Raw genomic sequence first — 15,529 nt, 5'->3', positions numbered from 1 at the left:
GGGTGGATCGGGAATGAATTTTCCACGCAAGGACCCGAACTCGGAAATTTCTGCTCAACGGGCGGATGCGCTGGCAATGGCTGGGAAAATATTGCCTAGACCGGGAAAGATGCTCGTCAGCCGGCGGCAGCGGCGCGCCGTCATGGCCGCACCGGCCGCGCTGTCGATTTTTGATGTTGGCCCGGCCCCGCCCGCACTATCGAAAACCGTACCCAGCAGCTATACCCGATCCGGAAATCCGGCGCACCAGGCTTGTCGCGATCCCAAGCGAATTTCGAAGTCAACGCGTTCGCTTCCGCCGAATAGATCCGTCGTGCCGAAGACCCAGAAAATTGTGAATTAGAGCATTGAACCGTCTGTCGTCCCTGAAACAACATTTCACGCCTTCGCGGATCAATGTCTACTTTTCCGTGGTCTGCTTTTTTTCTCCACCTGTCCTGGGATCGGTGGTCAGTTTTGTGTTCAATGGCGGCGGCGTGTGGTCGGTGTTTCTGCTTGCCCTGAAGCGGCGGCGCTTCAATTTCGACCGACCGATGCTTGCGATGACGGTCGCGATCTATGCCTATTGCGCCGCCTATGTCCTGGCGTCGATCGCCAACAACGCGCTCAAGGTGGATGCGCCGCATCTTGCGGCGCTGATCACCTTCCTGTTCTTCCCGATCTCTTATTCGACATGGAGCATCACTGCGAAGGCTACTCTCGCCCGCATCGTCGTGGTCGCCAGCGCGGCGGCATGTTTTGGCGCGCTCGTGCTGGCCGTCGTGCAATATTACTGGCTTGGCATGCGGGCCGAAGGCGGCGCCGGGAATGCGATCCCGTTCGCGACTGTTGCCTGCCTTAGCGTCCTGATCTGCCTGGCCGGCGCGCAGTCGGGCATCGAAAAGGCGAGGGTTCTGCTCATTTCGGCGGCGCTGGCCGGAACAATCGCCATCCTTCTTTCGGGCACGCGCATCATTTGGCTGGCCATGCTGATTGCCGGCATCGCGGTTCTTCTGGTCAACCGGCGCAGGCTCGCCGGCCTGAACTCGATTCGCCTGCTGGCGGTCGCCGCCGCCCTCTTGATAGCGATCGTCACCGTCGGATACCCCATCATATCGGAACGCGCCGATTTCCTCTTCAGCGACTGGAACGCGCTCGCCACCAAGGGCGACCACTCGACGGCGCTTGGGCTGCGCGTGGCACTGTGGCAGATCGGACTCGACGCCTTCCGGGACGCTCCGATCTTTGGACATGGGATCGCCGCCAGCCAGGCGCTCATGCATCAGGGGTTCCAGGACCAGTTCGGCTTGGACCGGGGTTTTAGCCATTTCCACAACGGTTTCCTGACCGCGCTGGTACAGGCCGGCCTGTTGGGCGCAATCACGCTCGCGGCGATCTTCGTGGTTGCCGCGCGGAACGCGGCGAGGGTCCTGCGCATCAGCAGCGATCCGGTCGAGCGGTTCGGCGCCACGATGATTGTGGTCACCGTGATCACTTACCTGACAGGCGGATTGACCGGCATCTTGGTTGGCCACGACATTCTCGATTCGACGCTGATGGTCTTTCTGGTGGCCGGGACATATCTTGCTTCGGGCCGGCAACAGATGTTGTCGGAACGACCAGCACCGGCCATGACGCCGCCGCCAAGCTCGCCATGAAAGTGCTGGTGACAGGCGCGACAGGTTTCGTCGGGCGCCAGGTCGTCAAGCAGCTTCGCGAGGCCGGGTTCGAGGTGCGCATGGCGTCGCGCCACCCGGAACGGCTCGATCGCGCGAGCGATGCCGTCCTGTTGCCGGACGTCGACGCGCCGGCCAAGGCGTTCCAGGCGCTGATGCTAGATATTACCCATGTCGTCCATTGTGCGGCTCTCAACAATGACCGCAAGGCAAGCGAGGCCGATTTTCTGGCCGCCAACGGGACGCTGACCGCACAGCTGGCGCGCGCGGCCGCCTGGCGGACAAGCGGGCGCTTCATCTATTTGTCGTCGATCCGCGCGGTGGCCGGTCCCGGCTTCAGCGGCACAATCAGCGAGGCGACGCCCCCTGCTCCGCAATGCGCCTATGGGCGCTCGAAACGCGAAGGCGAGATCAGGATGCTGGACGCCTATGCGTCCAGGCCCGCCGATGCCACGGCGCTGCGCCTGCCGCCGGTTTATGGCGAAGGCATGAAGGGAAACCTGGCGACGCTTATGCGTATGGCCGACACTGCCCTGCCGCTGCCGGTTGCCGCTCTGCCCGGCATGCGCTCGCTGATGTCGCGCGAAACCGCGGCGGGGACGGTGCTGCACCTGCTGACCCGTTCGCACCCGCTTCGCCCCGCCTATGTCGCCTGCGATGCTCCTCCTCTCCCGATCGGCGCAATCATCGCCGCTTTTCGAAAAGGCCTAGGGCGGGCGCCATGCCAGTTTGCCATGCCCGCCGGCCTGCTGCGGGCGGCCGCGACAGTGCTCGGCAAAGGCACTTTGTGGGACAGCATGACCGCGACGCAGATTTGCGATCCGTCCCTGCTGGTTACCGAAGGCTGGGTGTCGCGGACCGATACGCTCGAACAGCTGGCCGAACTCGCGCGGCGGAGTAAATCAGGCGCTGCTCAGCCGCGGTAGAAAATCGTGCCTATGAGAATGCGGATATCGAGGCCGATTGAGGCCGTCTTGAGATATTCGGCATCGGTTTCGGCGCAGAGTTTCGGGTCGGACATGTCGATGGCCCGCATCTGCGCCAGGCCGGTGATGCCGGGAAGCGCTGCAAGAACACCCAATTTCCTGCGGCGTTCGATCAACTCGGTTTGCGTGGGCAAGCAGGGGCGCGGTCCGACCAGGCTCATCTCGCCCCTCAGCACGTTCCAGAGCTGCGGCAGCTCGTCGATCTTGAACTTCCGCAACACTTGGCCGGCGGCAGTGACGGAATTTGCCGGCGCCTGGTGCGAGGGCAGTGACGGCGTTCCCAGATACATCGTTCGCAGCTTGTGGCAGCGAAAAAGCACGCCGTCGCGCCCAACCCGGATTTGAGAAAACAGTGCCGGTCCTGGCGACGACAGCCTGATGGCCAGCATGGCCAGCAACAGGACGGGAGAGGACAGCGGTAGCAGCACAGCTGCCAGGACAAGATCGAAGGCGCGCTTCGGTCCTTTCATGGCCATCCCCCGGCATGCTCCCTGGTCAAACAATAATGCCGGCCGACGCCGGAGGCAAAATCACGGTCGGGTAGTACGCCGCCATCCGCCCGTCAGGCAAGCACGACAGATGCATTTGCGGTCTAGATCCGGCGCCAGATGAATGCCAGGTACAGCCCCAGTGTTCCAGCAAGCGTCTGGCGATAGACGCCGCTTCGGCGCAGAAGACGCAGGCGCCGCTGCACGCCGCCCTTGCGCGACCTGATGAACAGGCCAAGGCAGGCGGCCGCATCCTTGGTGAGGATGTCGCGATTGACCGCCAGACCGCTGAGATTGTAATCGGTCCAGCTGGCGAATTCGCCCCTGAAGAGGCGCCCGAGTCGCGACAGCCTTGCCTTCCACGACACGTTGGCGCCGACCAGATTTGCCTCGTGCTGCCGGTATCGCACCAGCGGCCGCGGATCATAGCGGACCATGCCGCCGGCGGCGGTGACGATGAGATAGGTCCACCAGTCATGACTGACGAACTCGGTCCTTGCCGATGCCTTTGCCAGCAGCTGTCGCGCCGTGCGGTTGATCGTCATCGTGTTGCCGCCGGCAATGCTTTGCACGAGCGCATTGCGAAACGACGGCGGCCTTTGGAAAAGCGGCGAATGCCCTAGCGCTGCTCCGGTTTCGGACATGGTTGCGGTCCGGGAACAAAACAGCAGCGGAATTGCGGCATCCTGCGCCTGCATCCAGGCAATCGCGCTCTCCAGCCTGTCCGGCTCCCAGATGTCGTCCTGATCGCAGAAGGCGTAGTAATCGGCGTCGATGCGTGGATCGACGATCATCGAGCGAAAATTGGCCGCGAACCCTTGGCGGGGCCCGTTCACCAGTGTCAATCGACCCTTGTGCCAACGGGCCTGCCAAGAGCCGATGACGGCATCCGTGCCGTCGGTGGAGCCATCGTCGGAAACCCACAAATCGACAAGCGGATGCGACTGCGCAAGCAGGGAGTCCAACTGCTCGCCGATGAAGGGTGCGCCATCTTTCGTGGCCAGCAATATGGCCACGCGCTGATCTTGTTTGTTCACCGGCTTCGAATCACCTGCAATGCGCGCGAGCGGCTATCGGATTGGTTTCAATACCCAATCGCAGCAGCCCGCAACAGGCTCTAGAGCCTCTTCCATCCCGACGGAATCGGGATGGGGCTCTATCTTCTTGTTCGAGCATGATCTTTTCCGAAAACCGGTTCACACTTTTTGCTGCGCTCACCTTCGGTTCGGGATCATGCTCTAGCTTGCTTGTCCGACTGTTTTCGCGCGTGTTTCCCGATGCGCGTCGCTGGCAGGTGCTTCTACCTGATGGAGCCCTGCCAGGACGGCGAGTGCCGATGCCTTGTCCTGATCGCACATTGCCGCCTGCAGGGCCGTCAGCGCGGCCTGGACCCTGGACCATTCCACGACATCCGTGCTCAGGCCAAAAATCTTCGAGATGTCGAGCGCAACGACTTCCTCGTTCTCGCCATGAAGCACCTCATGCAGCTTCTCTCCCGGCCTGATGCCGGTGAAACGGATCGGAATGTCGGTGTAAGGGCTCTTGCCGGCCATGCGGATCATCGTTTCAGCGACTTCAAGGATCGGTACCGGCTTGCCCATGTCGAGCATATAGATGGCATAATCGTCCTTGCCCTGGCGGGTCTCGGCATCGGCTGCCGCCATGATGACGAGGTCAACGGCTTCCGCCACCGTCATGAAATAGCGGGTCATACGCCGATCGGTGATGGTGACGGGGCCGCCGGCCTCGATCTGCGCCTGGAATATGGTTGCCACCGACCCATTGGAGCCAAACACATTGCCGAACCGCACGGCGATGAACTTGGTGCCGGAACGATGCCCGTTCGGCTCCGTTTCGTGCGTTTCGTGCAGCGAGCTGACGATCTGCTCGGCTGCCCGTTTGGTCATGCCAAGCACGGAGGTCGGGTCGACCGCCTTGTCGCTCGAAATGAGCAGGAACTGCGGAACTCCGCATTTGGCGGCGACCTCGGCACAGACCAGCGTGCCAAAAATGTTGGTCTGGATCGCCGATTCCCAATTTTCCTCAAGCAGCGGGACATGCTTGAGGGCGGCGGCATGAAAGATGATATCAGGCTTGAACTCGCTGACGACGCGGGTCATCTGCCGCCGGTCGGTGACATCGATGATGCGGCTCTTGAGACGATCGTGGTCCTTTTCGTCGATATACTGGTCGAGCTGAAATATCCCGAACTCCGAAATATCGGCAACCAGAACCGCCTCGGCACCGAGTTCCAGCGAGCGTTTGACCAGAATACGGCCGATGGAGCCGGCGCCCCCAGTCACCAGGACGCGCTTGCCGCCGACAAAAGCGCCGATACGCTCGATGTCGGAAGGAACCGTCGAGCGGCGCAGGATGGTTTCCATCTCGACGGCGTCGAGAACCAGCTTTCCCCCCTGCCCGAGCTCGGAAAAGCCGGAGAACTGCACAACGGCTATGCCGCTATGGCGGGCGACGCGAACCAGTTCGGAATATTCTTCGATCTCACGCTCGGCCCCGTTGCCGAAAATCAGCATGTCGAGGCTTTGCGTGCCTTTGGCATACTCCTCCAGCACTTCCACCAGGCGCGGCCGGATGGCCACCACGGGAACCCCTTGAATCCGGGTGCCCAACGGCGCTCCGTTCTCGATCGCCATGATCCCGGCGATGGCGTATTCCGCCGGCTCCGCAGTGCGCGTGAAGCGGATGATCACGTCGGCCTCGCCCAGCCTGCCGACGAACAGCGCCTGCTTGACCAGTTCATTATCTGCGCCGCGGCTCAGGATTCGCCAGCTCGCGCCGTCGCGTAGGAACCGGTAGTAGAGCCGGGGCGCCGATATGACGGTGAACGAGACCAGGAAGAAGACGATGAACTGGCGCTCATTGAGGCCGATCACAGGCTGGAAGGCACGAAACGTCAGCGAGGCGGCATAGAGCAGGACAGTCAAAGTCGCACAACTCTTCAGGATGTTGAAGAAGTCGGGCGTCGAGGCGAACCGCCACACCGTGTTGTAGAGGCCGCAATATCTGAACAAAAGATGGCTGAGAACGACGATGCTCGCCCAGCATACCAGACCCGTGGGAGAGAGCACCCCGAACGACAGATCCGACCTCGACAGCACCAGGCTGAGCGCCACCGAGACCAGGACCATGACGATGTCCTGGATCATGATAATGGCGCGCCGCAGCTTCGGCCGAAGTCCGGACACGACTTCTACGTAGGATGTCATCGGGTAGTACTGAACTCCAGGCGCAAGGACTTGGACACTAACGTGGCGCGAGCGCGAATATCATTCGTCACCGACTACCTGTTTAGAGTGCCAATCCTCAGCCCCGCCGCCTTTGTATCGCATAGCGTGGACTTGCGGTCATCGCCAGATATTTTTTTGGAAGCCTGCCTGGTTAAGATATTGGGCGCTCGGTCGGGCGATATTTTCGTGAGGTTTGGCAAAAAGTCGAGCCACAGGGCCGACTTTCGTGCGTTCGACCTGCAGCGGCGGCGCTGGCGAAGCGAGTGCGGCCGAGTCCGAGGATGCGCCGCCTGTTTGTGGTCGAAAGTCCGCGAACTTGGTGATTCGCGCCGTTTATGAAGCGATCCGAGACGCGTCGAACCGTACCGACTGTTTCTCGCCGGAGTGGTCAAGTCGGACGCACCGGGCCAAGGTCTTTCGACAGTCGGGCTATCGCGCGCGGATTGCGATCCCGGGGCTTGCGGGCGTCGACTTGTCACAAGAGAGTCGACATGTCGCAAGAGATTCGTGCCCGATGCTGACTTCATTGCGACGCAATACGTTGCTAAATGCGCGCCGCAATGGCTATGAAGAGGCGCCTTTGGCGGCGTTTCGAAGCTATGGGCCATTAAGCAGAACAACAGAGATTGCGGCACCAGGAACGATGATTGCAGCACTGAACGGCGCTGTCGACGATATCAGCAAGGCTATGAAGCTGCATCGGGTGTGGGTAGCGCTTGCTCGCGAAGATATCGGCGATCAGCACAGACGCACGACGCTTGGACCCCTTTGGCTTCTGGTCAACTACGTCGCTTTCGTGGGCACATTCGTTTTCGTGTTCAAGCCTGCCGGCAAGGATGCCTCGGGTTATTCCGCCTATGTCGCAATAGGCCTCCTGGTATGGTTCTATCTGATGGAGGTTATGTCGACGAGCGTGGCGCTCTTTCAACGCGAAGAGAGCTTCATCGAAGGCACGACGCTGCCCTTGTTTGTGTATGTGATGCGATTGGGGTTGCAGTCTGTCATCCGAGCCGGCTACGCGATCGCTGGTTGCGTTGTCATACTGATCTTGAGTGGCTCACCGGTCGCCGTTCCATGGCTGTGGTCGTTGGCAGGATTGTTGCTGATCTTGTTCGTCACGCCCGCCCTTACCACCGTCTTCGCGTTTCTCGGGACCTTCTTCCCTGACAGTCAGTTCATAGTCGGCAATTTGCTGCGCGTCGGCATGTTCTTCACACCGGTCTTCTGGATGAACAACGGTCAAGACCCCATCCAAAAATATGCCTATGAATGGAACCCCTTCACCTATTTCCTGGAAATTGTCCGCCTGCCAATCATAAATGGAGAATTTCCAACTCACGCCTTTGTTGTAACCATCATCGCATCGTTGCTTACATGGGTGATTGCATTGCTGCTGCTTGGCCGGTACCGCAAACAAGTCGTCTTTCTAATCTGAGTTCTCAATGGTTTCTATCAAACTGAACAATGTTAGTCTTGTTTACAAGCTGCACGAGAAGCTGACGCTTTCCGCGCCAGACAAGCGCGTGAGTGGCCCTGGCGGCAGAATTGAAGGCTCGGGCAGAAAGCAGTTTGTCCAAGCGCTCGACGGCGTTAGTTTCGAACTCAAGGCGGGCGACCGATTGGGCCTTGTCGGCCCAAATGGCGCCGGCAAGACAACCCTTCTCAAGGTGCTCTATGGAATCTACGAGCCGTCCGCGGGAAGCGTCGCGATAGAGGGCAAGGTCGACGCTCTCTTCAACATCAACATAGGCTTCCGCCGCGAGGCCACCGGCCGCCGGAATATCGTGCTGCGCGGATTGATCAGCGGATGGACGGAAGCCGAGATCGAAGAGAAGATGGAAGATATTATCGCTTTCAGCGAGCTCGGCGATTTCATCGATCTGCCGTTCAAGGCCTACAGCCAGGGTATGGCAGCGCGGCTGGCCTTTTCGGCGGCGACAGCGCTCGATCCCGAGATTCTGTTGATGGATGAGTGGATTGGCGCCGGCGACGCCTCTTTCCAGGACAAGGCCAAAAGGCGCATGGACGAGCTCGCGGAAAAGGCCGGCATTATCGTTCTGGCCAGCCATAGTGAGGCGCTTATCCAAAGCGTATGCACGAAGAAATTGACGCTCAGGAGTGGTCGGATCGATTCGTTCACGACAGAGCCGGTCAATCGGGTGGAAACAGCGGCCAAGTCGTGATCCTATTCGCGGGGATTTCGACTGCCAGACTGACAGCACCCCCTTCTCCGAACGATCATCGCGCTGGCTAGGCCGACAGTGTCCGTTAGATTGGCCCGTTTGACATAGCGTTGATGCATATCGGCGATGTCGCGCGGCGGTGTCGATAGATGTCAGCGGGATTGGTGATGCCTAACTTAAAACAGCTGGGGATGGGCGGCCTTAATATTGGCTGCCAAGTAGCTTGCACCTGCCTTAGTCAAGTGGCCAAAGTCGAGGAAGATCAATCTGCCTTGACCATCGAACAGGTGACAACGCCCGAGACATATTAGCTCTTGAAGATTTATCGTCTCAGATACTTTGCTGTATCTCTCGAGTAGTAGCTTGTTCGCCACGTCGGATGGGTGGCGATGAGAGAATACGAATTGCTCGGCGGCAGTCAAAGTGACCGCGCGCGATTCAAAGATGAGCGCGGGTGCACTCTCGCTGAATCTCACCGGCGGGCCAAATAGAACTACACGCTTAACTTTACCGGCGAGCGCATCGAGCGTTCTCTGAACGCCCGGAGAGATGTTATAAGGGTCCCATGAACCCATAAGCACGACGGCATCCAAACCGCCTCGTCCGACAAAATCATCGAAAACAAAGCGCATAAGTTTTTCGCAATTCGCATCCTTTCTATTTCCCACAATCGGGACACAGGCTGCCGATGTTGCCTCCAAGAAATTAATGTCCGGATAGGCCTGCCTGAGCGCAGAATACAGATCAGCCGCGAAGCTATCCCCAACTACCAGAATGTTTTTTTCGCCCTCTTTGATACCCATGCATTCAACCTGATCGAAATCCTCAAAGGTTTGTTCAGGCATGATGAAACACTTTCCCACTCGAACCGTCGGATTGCGTTCTCCCCACATATCGTTTGCAGATTGGATGTTCTGCAATTCAGGTGGCAGCCGAAACCTGAGGCCATCGCTATAGAGGGCATATCCCGAGGCCAGGAACGCAGCTGCTACCATCGACACAGCGATACAGACCGATGCTGAAGCACCTATTAATCTGTTGACTTTGTCACCACGACGCAACGGCTGCTCGACCATATAGAATTGAGCGATCGCAGCCACAAAACATACGACTAGAGCACCGATTTTGGCTCGCCAATTCCCCAATGGCATGAAAACGGCGACGGGCCAATGAACCAGATAGAAACTGTAGGATATTTTCCCTATGAAGGACATAACACGGTTGGACAATAGCAGAGCAACCGGTCTTACATCTCCGACATAGATGATCGCTGCGGTGCCGGCACAGGCAAAGAGAGACCAAACAGATGGCATTGGCATAGAGTCGCGCAAGAACAGGATCGAAGCGGAGACGGAGGCAAGGCCGATCAGGCCGACAAGATCGGCCCATTTTCCTGTCAACCGCCTAGAGTACCACGGGAGTGCCACCAGGATTCCGAAGGCGAACTCGAATATTCGAAAAGGCATCCAATAGAACGCAGTACTTGGGCTATTTTCAGAAACCAGTTGCGAAACGACCAATGCCAAGGCACCCAGAAAACAAATTCTCCAAGCGGCACCCTTCACTCCGCTCAGACGCACAGTAGTAACCAATGCCATCGGCCAAATCAGATAAAACTGCTCCTCCACTCCAAGCGACCATGTGTGCAGCAAAGGCTTGAGATGGGCATCAACATCGAAATACCCGACTTCCCCCCAGAAATAGATATTCGACACTGCAAATGTTGCCGCAAATGCAGATTGCGCTAGATCGATAATTTCGTCTGGTGGAAGAAATATAAAACTCACCACCAATGTAGTAAATATAGTGACTGCAGCGGACGGAAAAAGTCTAAGAAACCGACGGACATAGAAATCTTTAAGAGAGAAATTTCCACTCCCCTCTTCTAGGATTATATTTCTCGTTATCAAAAATCCCGAAATAACGAAGAATACATCTACGCCCAAGAACCCACCAGAGAGCCATGCAACACCGAAATGAAATAGCACGACGGACAGGACTGCCAGTGCCCGCAGACCTTCGATCTCTTGCCGGATTCTTTGTCGCATTGCGCCCATCAAATTGAGACCAATCGCATATCGGCGAGATTTTCACCCGTCAAGGACAGTTCTGACCTCTTACTGACAAAGCCTACCACCGTTCACAGGGATCTACTTGCCAGGGCGGCGCTTGGGAATTTATTTGAACCCCGCGATAGGTCGCCCGAAACCGTTGAATGCCACGCCTGCGATCTCAGGCGATGAGGCACGTATTTGATTGGAGCACGGTGCGTGCTACATGCGCACCCGACAAAATGAGTATGCCCGCGAGGACCTCCGTATGGGATTTAGAGCATGACCTCGGCGACCCAATCGGCTTTCCATCATGATGTGACGGCGACGTATCGAACCATCAATCACGCAACAATAACCCAGACCGTCTTCGAAAGGGCGTCTATGACCTATCAGGGCGCGGTCTACGATCAGGCCGGAGCGCTAGTGTTCCATTCAGTGCGACCAGGTTCGCCTGTCTCAAGTTACCGGCCGGACATCTCAATTTCACGAAGCCGCGACCCTGTACCTGATCCTTTGCGCTTCGACGCGGCGATCTATGGGGGCCATTTTTTCTATGCGTGGGGTCACTTCCTGATCGAAACGCTTTCGACCGCGGCCCTGGCGGACGAGCTCCCAAATGTCCCAGTGATCTTCTCGCCGTACGAGATCGTGGGGCAAAACGACTGGACGGAAGATTACCAACGGCACACAAATCCAATCCTTCGAGCGGCTGGTTGGGGCGAACGGGAGATCATTGTCTCTCCGAAACCGATGTCGGTAGATCGCCTATATGTACCCCAGCGCCTCACATCGTTCGGCGTCGCAAGCCCGACAGTCCATCCAGCGATGGCCACCATCTACGATCGGGTCCGATCCAAATTGGCTCGGCAGCAAAGCGACGAGACGGTGGTGGTCATGCGATCGGAGGACCATCGACGCTGGCACCCTTCAGAACGATCCGTTTACTATGCGCTCTCCAGCCGCGGCGCTGTAACCATTCTGCCTCAAAACATGGGGGCCGAGGCGCAGGTTGCATCCATTTCCCGGGCAAGGACGCTCATTGGTTTCACCGGAAGTGTCCTTCATAATTCTGTCTTCATGGCCAGGGGCACGCAAGTGATAGAGATTGGAGACCGCTCTGAACGGCAAACTGCGGATCCCATGCAGAGCGAGCTTTGCCGCGTTTGTGACCAAGAGCTTGTTTTCGTTCCCGGTTTCAAGGAAAGGCCGCGTTCGGCGGATGACCTTTTGTCATCTGTGATCGACGCTTCTGCCCGTTCTTAGACTCGAGTTCACAGTTTGCAGAGGACGGGACGCCCATTGCAATCGTGGGAACGTGCTGCCTGCGCGCGAGCCACGGTTCATGAAGATTGCGAGCATCGGTTATCGCCGTTAGAGAAGCTGGACCGCCAAACGATCGGGGATGGAATGGACGCCGAGGCATTTAAAGGAGAAGCCGCAGAAGCAGATCGAGCCCGGATCGAATTGCCCGGACTCTTGGCGATGCGTTGCTATGCAGCCATGGCGATCATGCTTTTCCATCTGGTCGCGTTGCCGAAGCTGCAGATACCGGACTATCTGTCTTTCATCCCCACACATTTCGGGTTTGGTGTGCCACTGTTCTACATCGTCAGCGCGTTTGGTTTGTTCGTTGGTTACGCCGGCCGGATTCAATCGCGCGCCGATTTGCGCGAATTCTACACCAGACGCTTTTTGCGTATTGCGCCGCTATTTTATTTTATGATGATTTTTTACTATCCGCTTTTCTGGATGTTGGGAGGAAAGCCGTTTCCGCTTTCGCAATTTGTCAGTTCTGCGCTGTTCATCTTCAATTTCCTACCGCAACAGGTCACCGGCTTCGTCATGGCTTCCTGGTCGATCGGCGTGGAGATGGCATTCTACGCAATCCTGCCGCTATTGGTTTTCGCAATCACTGGACTTGCGCGGTCCTTGATCTTCCTTGCCGTAGCAATCTTCCTGGCGGCAAAATGGGCATTGGCATTCCAGGGAACGGAAGGGCCGCTGGCAACCTTTTCTCAACTCTCTGTCATGGCTCACCTGTTCTATTTCGCGGCAGGAATAGCAGGATACTATACGTGGCTTAGGCTTCGCCGCAGTTCGCCTCATATCGGCCCACTGGTCTTGGTCACCAGCCTCTTAACAATCGTTGGCCTGATCGCTTTCGCAAACCAGATCGCAGCGTTCCTTGGGTCAATTCTGGGGCCTAGTGTCAGTTCCGGCGTTAAAACCATCTGGGCGGTGACTTTGGCGAGCGCAATCGTTGGGGTTTCTCTAAATCCGCAGAAGTGGCTCGTGAACTCGGTTGCGAAACTGATCGGCAACGCCAGTTTCAGCATCTATCTTTGGCATCCGGTCGTTATCGTCATTCTGGATCGCCTTGGTGTGTACCGGGCACTCTACGCATCCTTGGATGGGAGGTCGGCGCCGTTCTTTGCCTCTGTCCTTGCGACGCTTACGATTTTGATCCCGCTGTCGTTGCTGAGCTATCGCTACATCGAGCGGCCCGGCATGGCTTTAGGAGCCCACATTATCCGCTTTAGATAGGGTGACCGGTTCATTCTGCTAAGCACTCCTTCTCCAGTAGCGCTACCGCAAAGTCTGTGCCAAGGACGCTGAATTAAGAATGTTGACCAAACCCTGAGACCCCGGAATGACGATCCGCTTGGCTGGTAGTTTGAGGTGATCCGTTTGACGATTGATTGGTTGACTGGAATTAGGCGCGTGTTACATGGTCGCGCGCCTCACGAGAATGCCAGATTGAGCGAGAATATTCGCATGTTTTCCACTGCTGTTCCCCACATCAAGGCCGCAGAACGTGCGGCGATTGGCGGATGCACGGTTGAAGAGGCGCTCACTTTCCTACGCCTGATGAGTCTAGACGACTTCGGCCTCTTTTTGATCTCACTGCCGAACGAGGACTATCCTGGCTTGTCGCGTCTCCTCCCCGCGATGGCCAATGACGAAGTGCAGAAGACGTGGACCGGAGCAACTGGCATCGATCTCTATCGACAAACCAGTTCGTTTGCCCGCCAGCTCGAAAATAACTTCACCCGGTATACGAAGAAGCCCTTGGCAGGCTCTGATATCCTCGACTTCGGGTGCGGCTACGGCCGTATCCTGCGCATGATGTACTACTACAGCGACCCATCACGCATATGGGGGGTCGACGCGTGGGACAACTCTCTCAACCTGTGTCGAGAGGCAAGATTGCCTGGAAAATTTGCTCAATCGGAGCGGATACCTTCTGATCTACCGGTCGACGACCAAAAATTCGATTTGATCTTCGCCTTCTCGGTCTTCACACACCTTGCGCCTTCAACCGCAAAAGCCTGCCTCGCGGCAGTTCGTAAATACATCAAGCCTGGCGGGTTGTTCGTGGCCACCATTCGACCAATCGAATTCTGGCCATTCATCGATGGAATTCGAAAGACTTCCATTGCTGCGAAAATGCAGTCAAACCACCGCGTCAACGGATTTGCCTATCTTCCTCATGGTGGCATCGAAGGCGAAACATACGGCGACATCTCCTGCGAGATAGGCTTTTTGGGTGGAGACGGTTGGAAAATCGTGGGACATGACCGATCGATACTCGATCCATTCCAGGTGTCGGTCCTGATGCAGCCTGCCAGTTAGCGATGGGCTTGCGGATAACCATGAATCACGGTTTATGAAAATTTCGGCCGATGCTATTCTCCCTGAATTGACGGGGGCGAAGGAGAGCCCGTTGCCGCTCTATGCCGACGGCATAGGCTTGACGTGCCAAGGTACATCGATAGCGGCTAATTTGACTGAGTTGCGATGAACCGGGCGCAATTGTCGAGGTTATTGCATTAGCTGGGCGGGAGCCTTGGAATGTTTGGGATTGAGATCCAATATCTATTTCCTTCCCGGCGGCGGACTGGCAAGTTTCGACTTGAGGATTGCCCTGGACAATGAAGGTCATTCTCCACATCGGCGTCCACAAAACGGGCACAAGCGCGCTGCAGTCCTTTTTGCTCCGGAACGCCGCGCTCCTTTCAGACCGAGGCGTCTCTTACAAACCGACCAGCACCGACTGGCCGAACCACAATCCGTTGGCTGCAGCGTTCATGCCCAATTCACCGGACTTCGGTCCCGACCGACTAGCAAAGACGCTGGAGGAAGCAGGGGAACGGACGCTGCTCATTAGCTCGGAAATGCTGTGCGAGCCCACCGTCGACATTGAATTGTTTCTGTCGTGCCTCAAGGGTCACGACGTTCGCACTATCGCTTATATCCGCCATCCCAGCGATATTGTCATCTCGGCCTTTAACGAAGTGGTCAGACACTACGACCAGTACTGGACGCGGCCCTTAAATGAAAGGCCGTTCGCCTACGACCCATCTCAGATCGACATCCTCCGGCGTTGGCTGAAAGTACCCAATCTCATACTGGCTCCCTACGATCGCGCCCAGTGGGTGGGAGGTTCGCTCTTTGCCGATTTTCTGGCCATGATCGGTGTCTCAGGCGACGGCTTCGACCACAGCCAGGCTGGCGGCAATGAATCACTGCCATATCCGCTGGTCGAAGCGCTCCGGCTTGTGAACAGCGCCAATCCTTCCGCTGATCAGCATCGCGCTGTTGTCGAAATTCTGCGGACCTTAAGAGGCGAGCCGGGGGAATATCCGCTGACGCCAAAAAACGTCAAAATATGTATCGAGCGGATGCGCGAGGCATTGCCCTCCTATCGCCCCCATTTTCGCTCTGGCTTTCAAGAAGCGTTCCTTCTCGAGCCGCGGCCGGCGCCTGGCGCATCCTACTCTGAGGGCGCTGAGATCACCGCCACCGCCGCATCGCCCCCGATCAAGCCAAGCATCTCAGGAGCGGTAAGATCGCTTGCAAAGATGGCCGTCCGTGCGTTCCAGCGCTCGGCACAGGTTTCTTAGACGTGTCCCTT

Annotated in this window: 13 protein-coding genes; 9 read left to right on the top strand and 4 right to left on the bottom strand. The window is 57.4% G+C overall.

Going from position 1 to position 15,529, the window contains the following annotated elements:
* Nucleotides 1-13: 13 nt before the first annotated feature.
* The 3 genes from AC1D0N_RS11035 to AC1D0N_RS11025 all read left to right on the top strand — a co-directional run bounded on the left by AC1D0N_RS11035 (nucleotide 14) and on the right by AC1D0N_RS11025 (nucleotide 2,581).
* Nucleotides 14-343, top strand: coding sequence for a hypothetical protein (locus AC1D0N_RS11035; protein WP_477243663.1), 330 nt, complete (start codon nucleotides 14-16; stop codon nucleotides 341-343).
* A gap of 103 nt (nucleotides 344-446) precedes the next feature.
* Nucleotides 447-1,637: an O-antigen ligase family protein gene (locus AC1D0N_RS11030; protein ID WP_477243661.1), complete on the top strand. Its 1,191-nt coding sequence runs from the start codon at nucleotides 447-449 to the stop codon at nucleotides 1,635-1,637.
* Entirely contained in the window at nucleotides 1,634-2,581 is a 948-nt protein-coding gene (locus tag AC1D0N_RS11025; protein ID WP_477243659.1) for an NAD-dependent epimerase/dehydratase family protein, read from the top strand. Before AC1D0N_RS11030 ends, AC1D0N_RS11025 begins: the two co-directional genes overlap by 4 nt.
* Here the strand turns inward: AC1D0N_RS11025 and AC1D0N_RS11020 are convergent.
* From AC1D0N_RS11020 to AC1D0N_RS11010, 3 genes are all read right to left on the bottom strand, one after another.
* The gene (locus AC1D0N_RS11020) at nucleotides 2,569-3,111 is read right to left on the bottom strand and encodes a sugar transferase (RefSeq protein ID WP_477243658.1); all 543 of its coding nucleotides are present in this window, start codon (nucleotides 3,109-3,111) and stop codon (nucleotides 2,569-2,571) included. The two genes, AC1D0N_RS11025 and AC1D0N_RS11020, sit on opposite strands and share 13 nt — an antisense overlap.
* Before the next feature lie 122 nt (nucleotides 3,112-3,233).
* Nucleotides 3,234-4,166, bottom strand: coding sequence for a glycosyltransferase family 2 protein (locus AC1D0N_RS11015; RefSeq protein ID WP_477243656.1), 933 nt, complete (start codon nucleotides 4,164-4,166; stop codon nucleotides 3,234-3,236).
* A 201-nt stretch (nucleotides 4,167-4,367) separates the two neighbouring features.
* The gene (locus AC1D0N_RS11010; protein WP_477243654.1) at nucleotides 4,368-6,356 is read right to left on the bottom strand and encodes an SDR family NAD(P)-dependent oxidoreductase; all 1,989 of its coding nucleotides are present in this window, start codon (nucleotides 6,354-6,356) and stop codon (nucleotides 4,368-4,370) included.
* 247 nt (nucleotides 6,357-6,603) lie between these two features.
* Between AC1D0N_RS11010 and AC1D0N_RS11005 the strand changes: the two genes are divergently transcribed.
* Nucleotides 6,604-7,812 (top strand): ABC transporter permease, encoded by a 1,209-nt coding sequence (locus tag AC1D0N_RS11005; RefSeq protein ID WP_477243652.1) that lies wholly within the window; start codon nucleotides 6,604-6,606, stop codon nucleotides 7,810-7,812.
* Nucleotides 7,813-7,819: 7 nt separating this feature from the next.
* Complete coding sequence (locus tag AC1D0N_RS11000) at nucleotides 7,820-8,560, top strand: ABC transporter ATP-binding protein (RefSeq protein WP_477243650.1); 741 nt, start codon at nucleotides 7,820-7,822, stop codon at nucleotides 8,558-8,560.
* A gap of 176 nt (nucleotides 8,561-8,736) precedes the next feature.
* Here the strand turns inward: AC1D0N_RS11000 and AC1D0N_RS10995 are convergent, their stop codons facing one another.
* Nucleotides 8,737-10,608 (bottom strand): acyltransferase family protein, encoded by a 1,872-nt coding sequence (locus tag AC1D0N_RS10995; RefSeq protein ID WP_477243648.1) that lies wholly within the window; start codon nucleotides 10,606-10,608, stop codon nucleotides 8,737-8,739.
* 285 nt (nucleotides 10,609-10,893) lie between these two features.
* Between AC1D0N_RS10995 and AC1D0N_RS10990 the strand changes: the two genes are divergently transcribed.
* The 4 genes from AC1D0N_RS10990 to AC1D0N_RS10975 all read left to right on the top strand — a co-directional run bounded on the left by AC1D0N_RS10990 (nucleotide 10,894) and on the right by AC1D0N_RS10975 (nucleotide 15,518).
* On the top strand, nucleotides 10,894-11,877 hold the full coding sequence (locus AC1D0N_RS10990; RefSeq protein WP_477243646.1) for a glycosyltransferase 61 family protein: 984 nt from the start codon (nucleotides 10,894-10,896) through the stop codon (nucleotides 11,875-11,877).
* A 144-nt stretch (nucleotides 11,878-12,021) separates the two neighbouring features.
* Nucleotides 12,022-13,158, top strand: a complete 1,137-nt coding sequence (locus tag AC1D0N_RS10985; RefSeq protein ID WP_477243644.1) for an acyltransferase family protein — start codon at nucleotides 12,022-12,024, stop codon at nucleotides 13,156-13,158.
* A gap of 213 nt (nucleotides 13,159-13,371) precedes the next feature.
* A complete protein-coding gene (locus AC1D0N_RS10980) occupies nucleotides 13,372-14,247 on the top strand; it encodes a class I SAM-dependent methyltransferase (RefSeq protein ID WP_477243642.1) in 876 nt (291 codons plus the stop codon).
* Nucleotides 14,248-14,546: 299 nt separating this feature from the next.
* Entirely contained in the window at nucleotides 14,547-15,518 is a 972-nt protein-coding gene (locus AC1D0N_RS10975) for a hypothetical protein (RefSeq protein WP_477243640.1), read from the top strand.
* Nucleotides 15,519-15,529 lie beyond the last annotated feature (11 nt).

This window comes from Mesorhizobium sp. P2_E10 (assembly GCF_056404235.1).
Note: the sequence above shows the minus strand (reverse complement) of the source record. Positions and strands in the feature narration are given on the sequence as shown.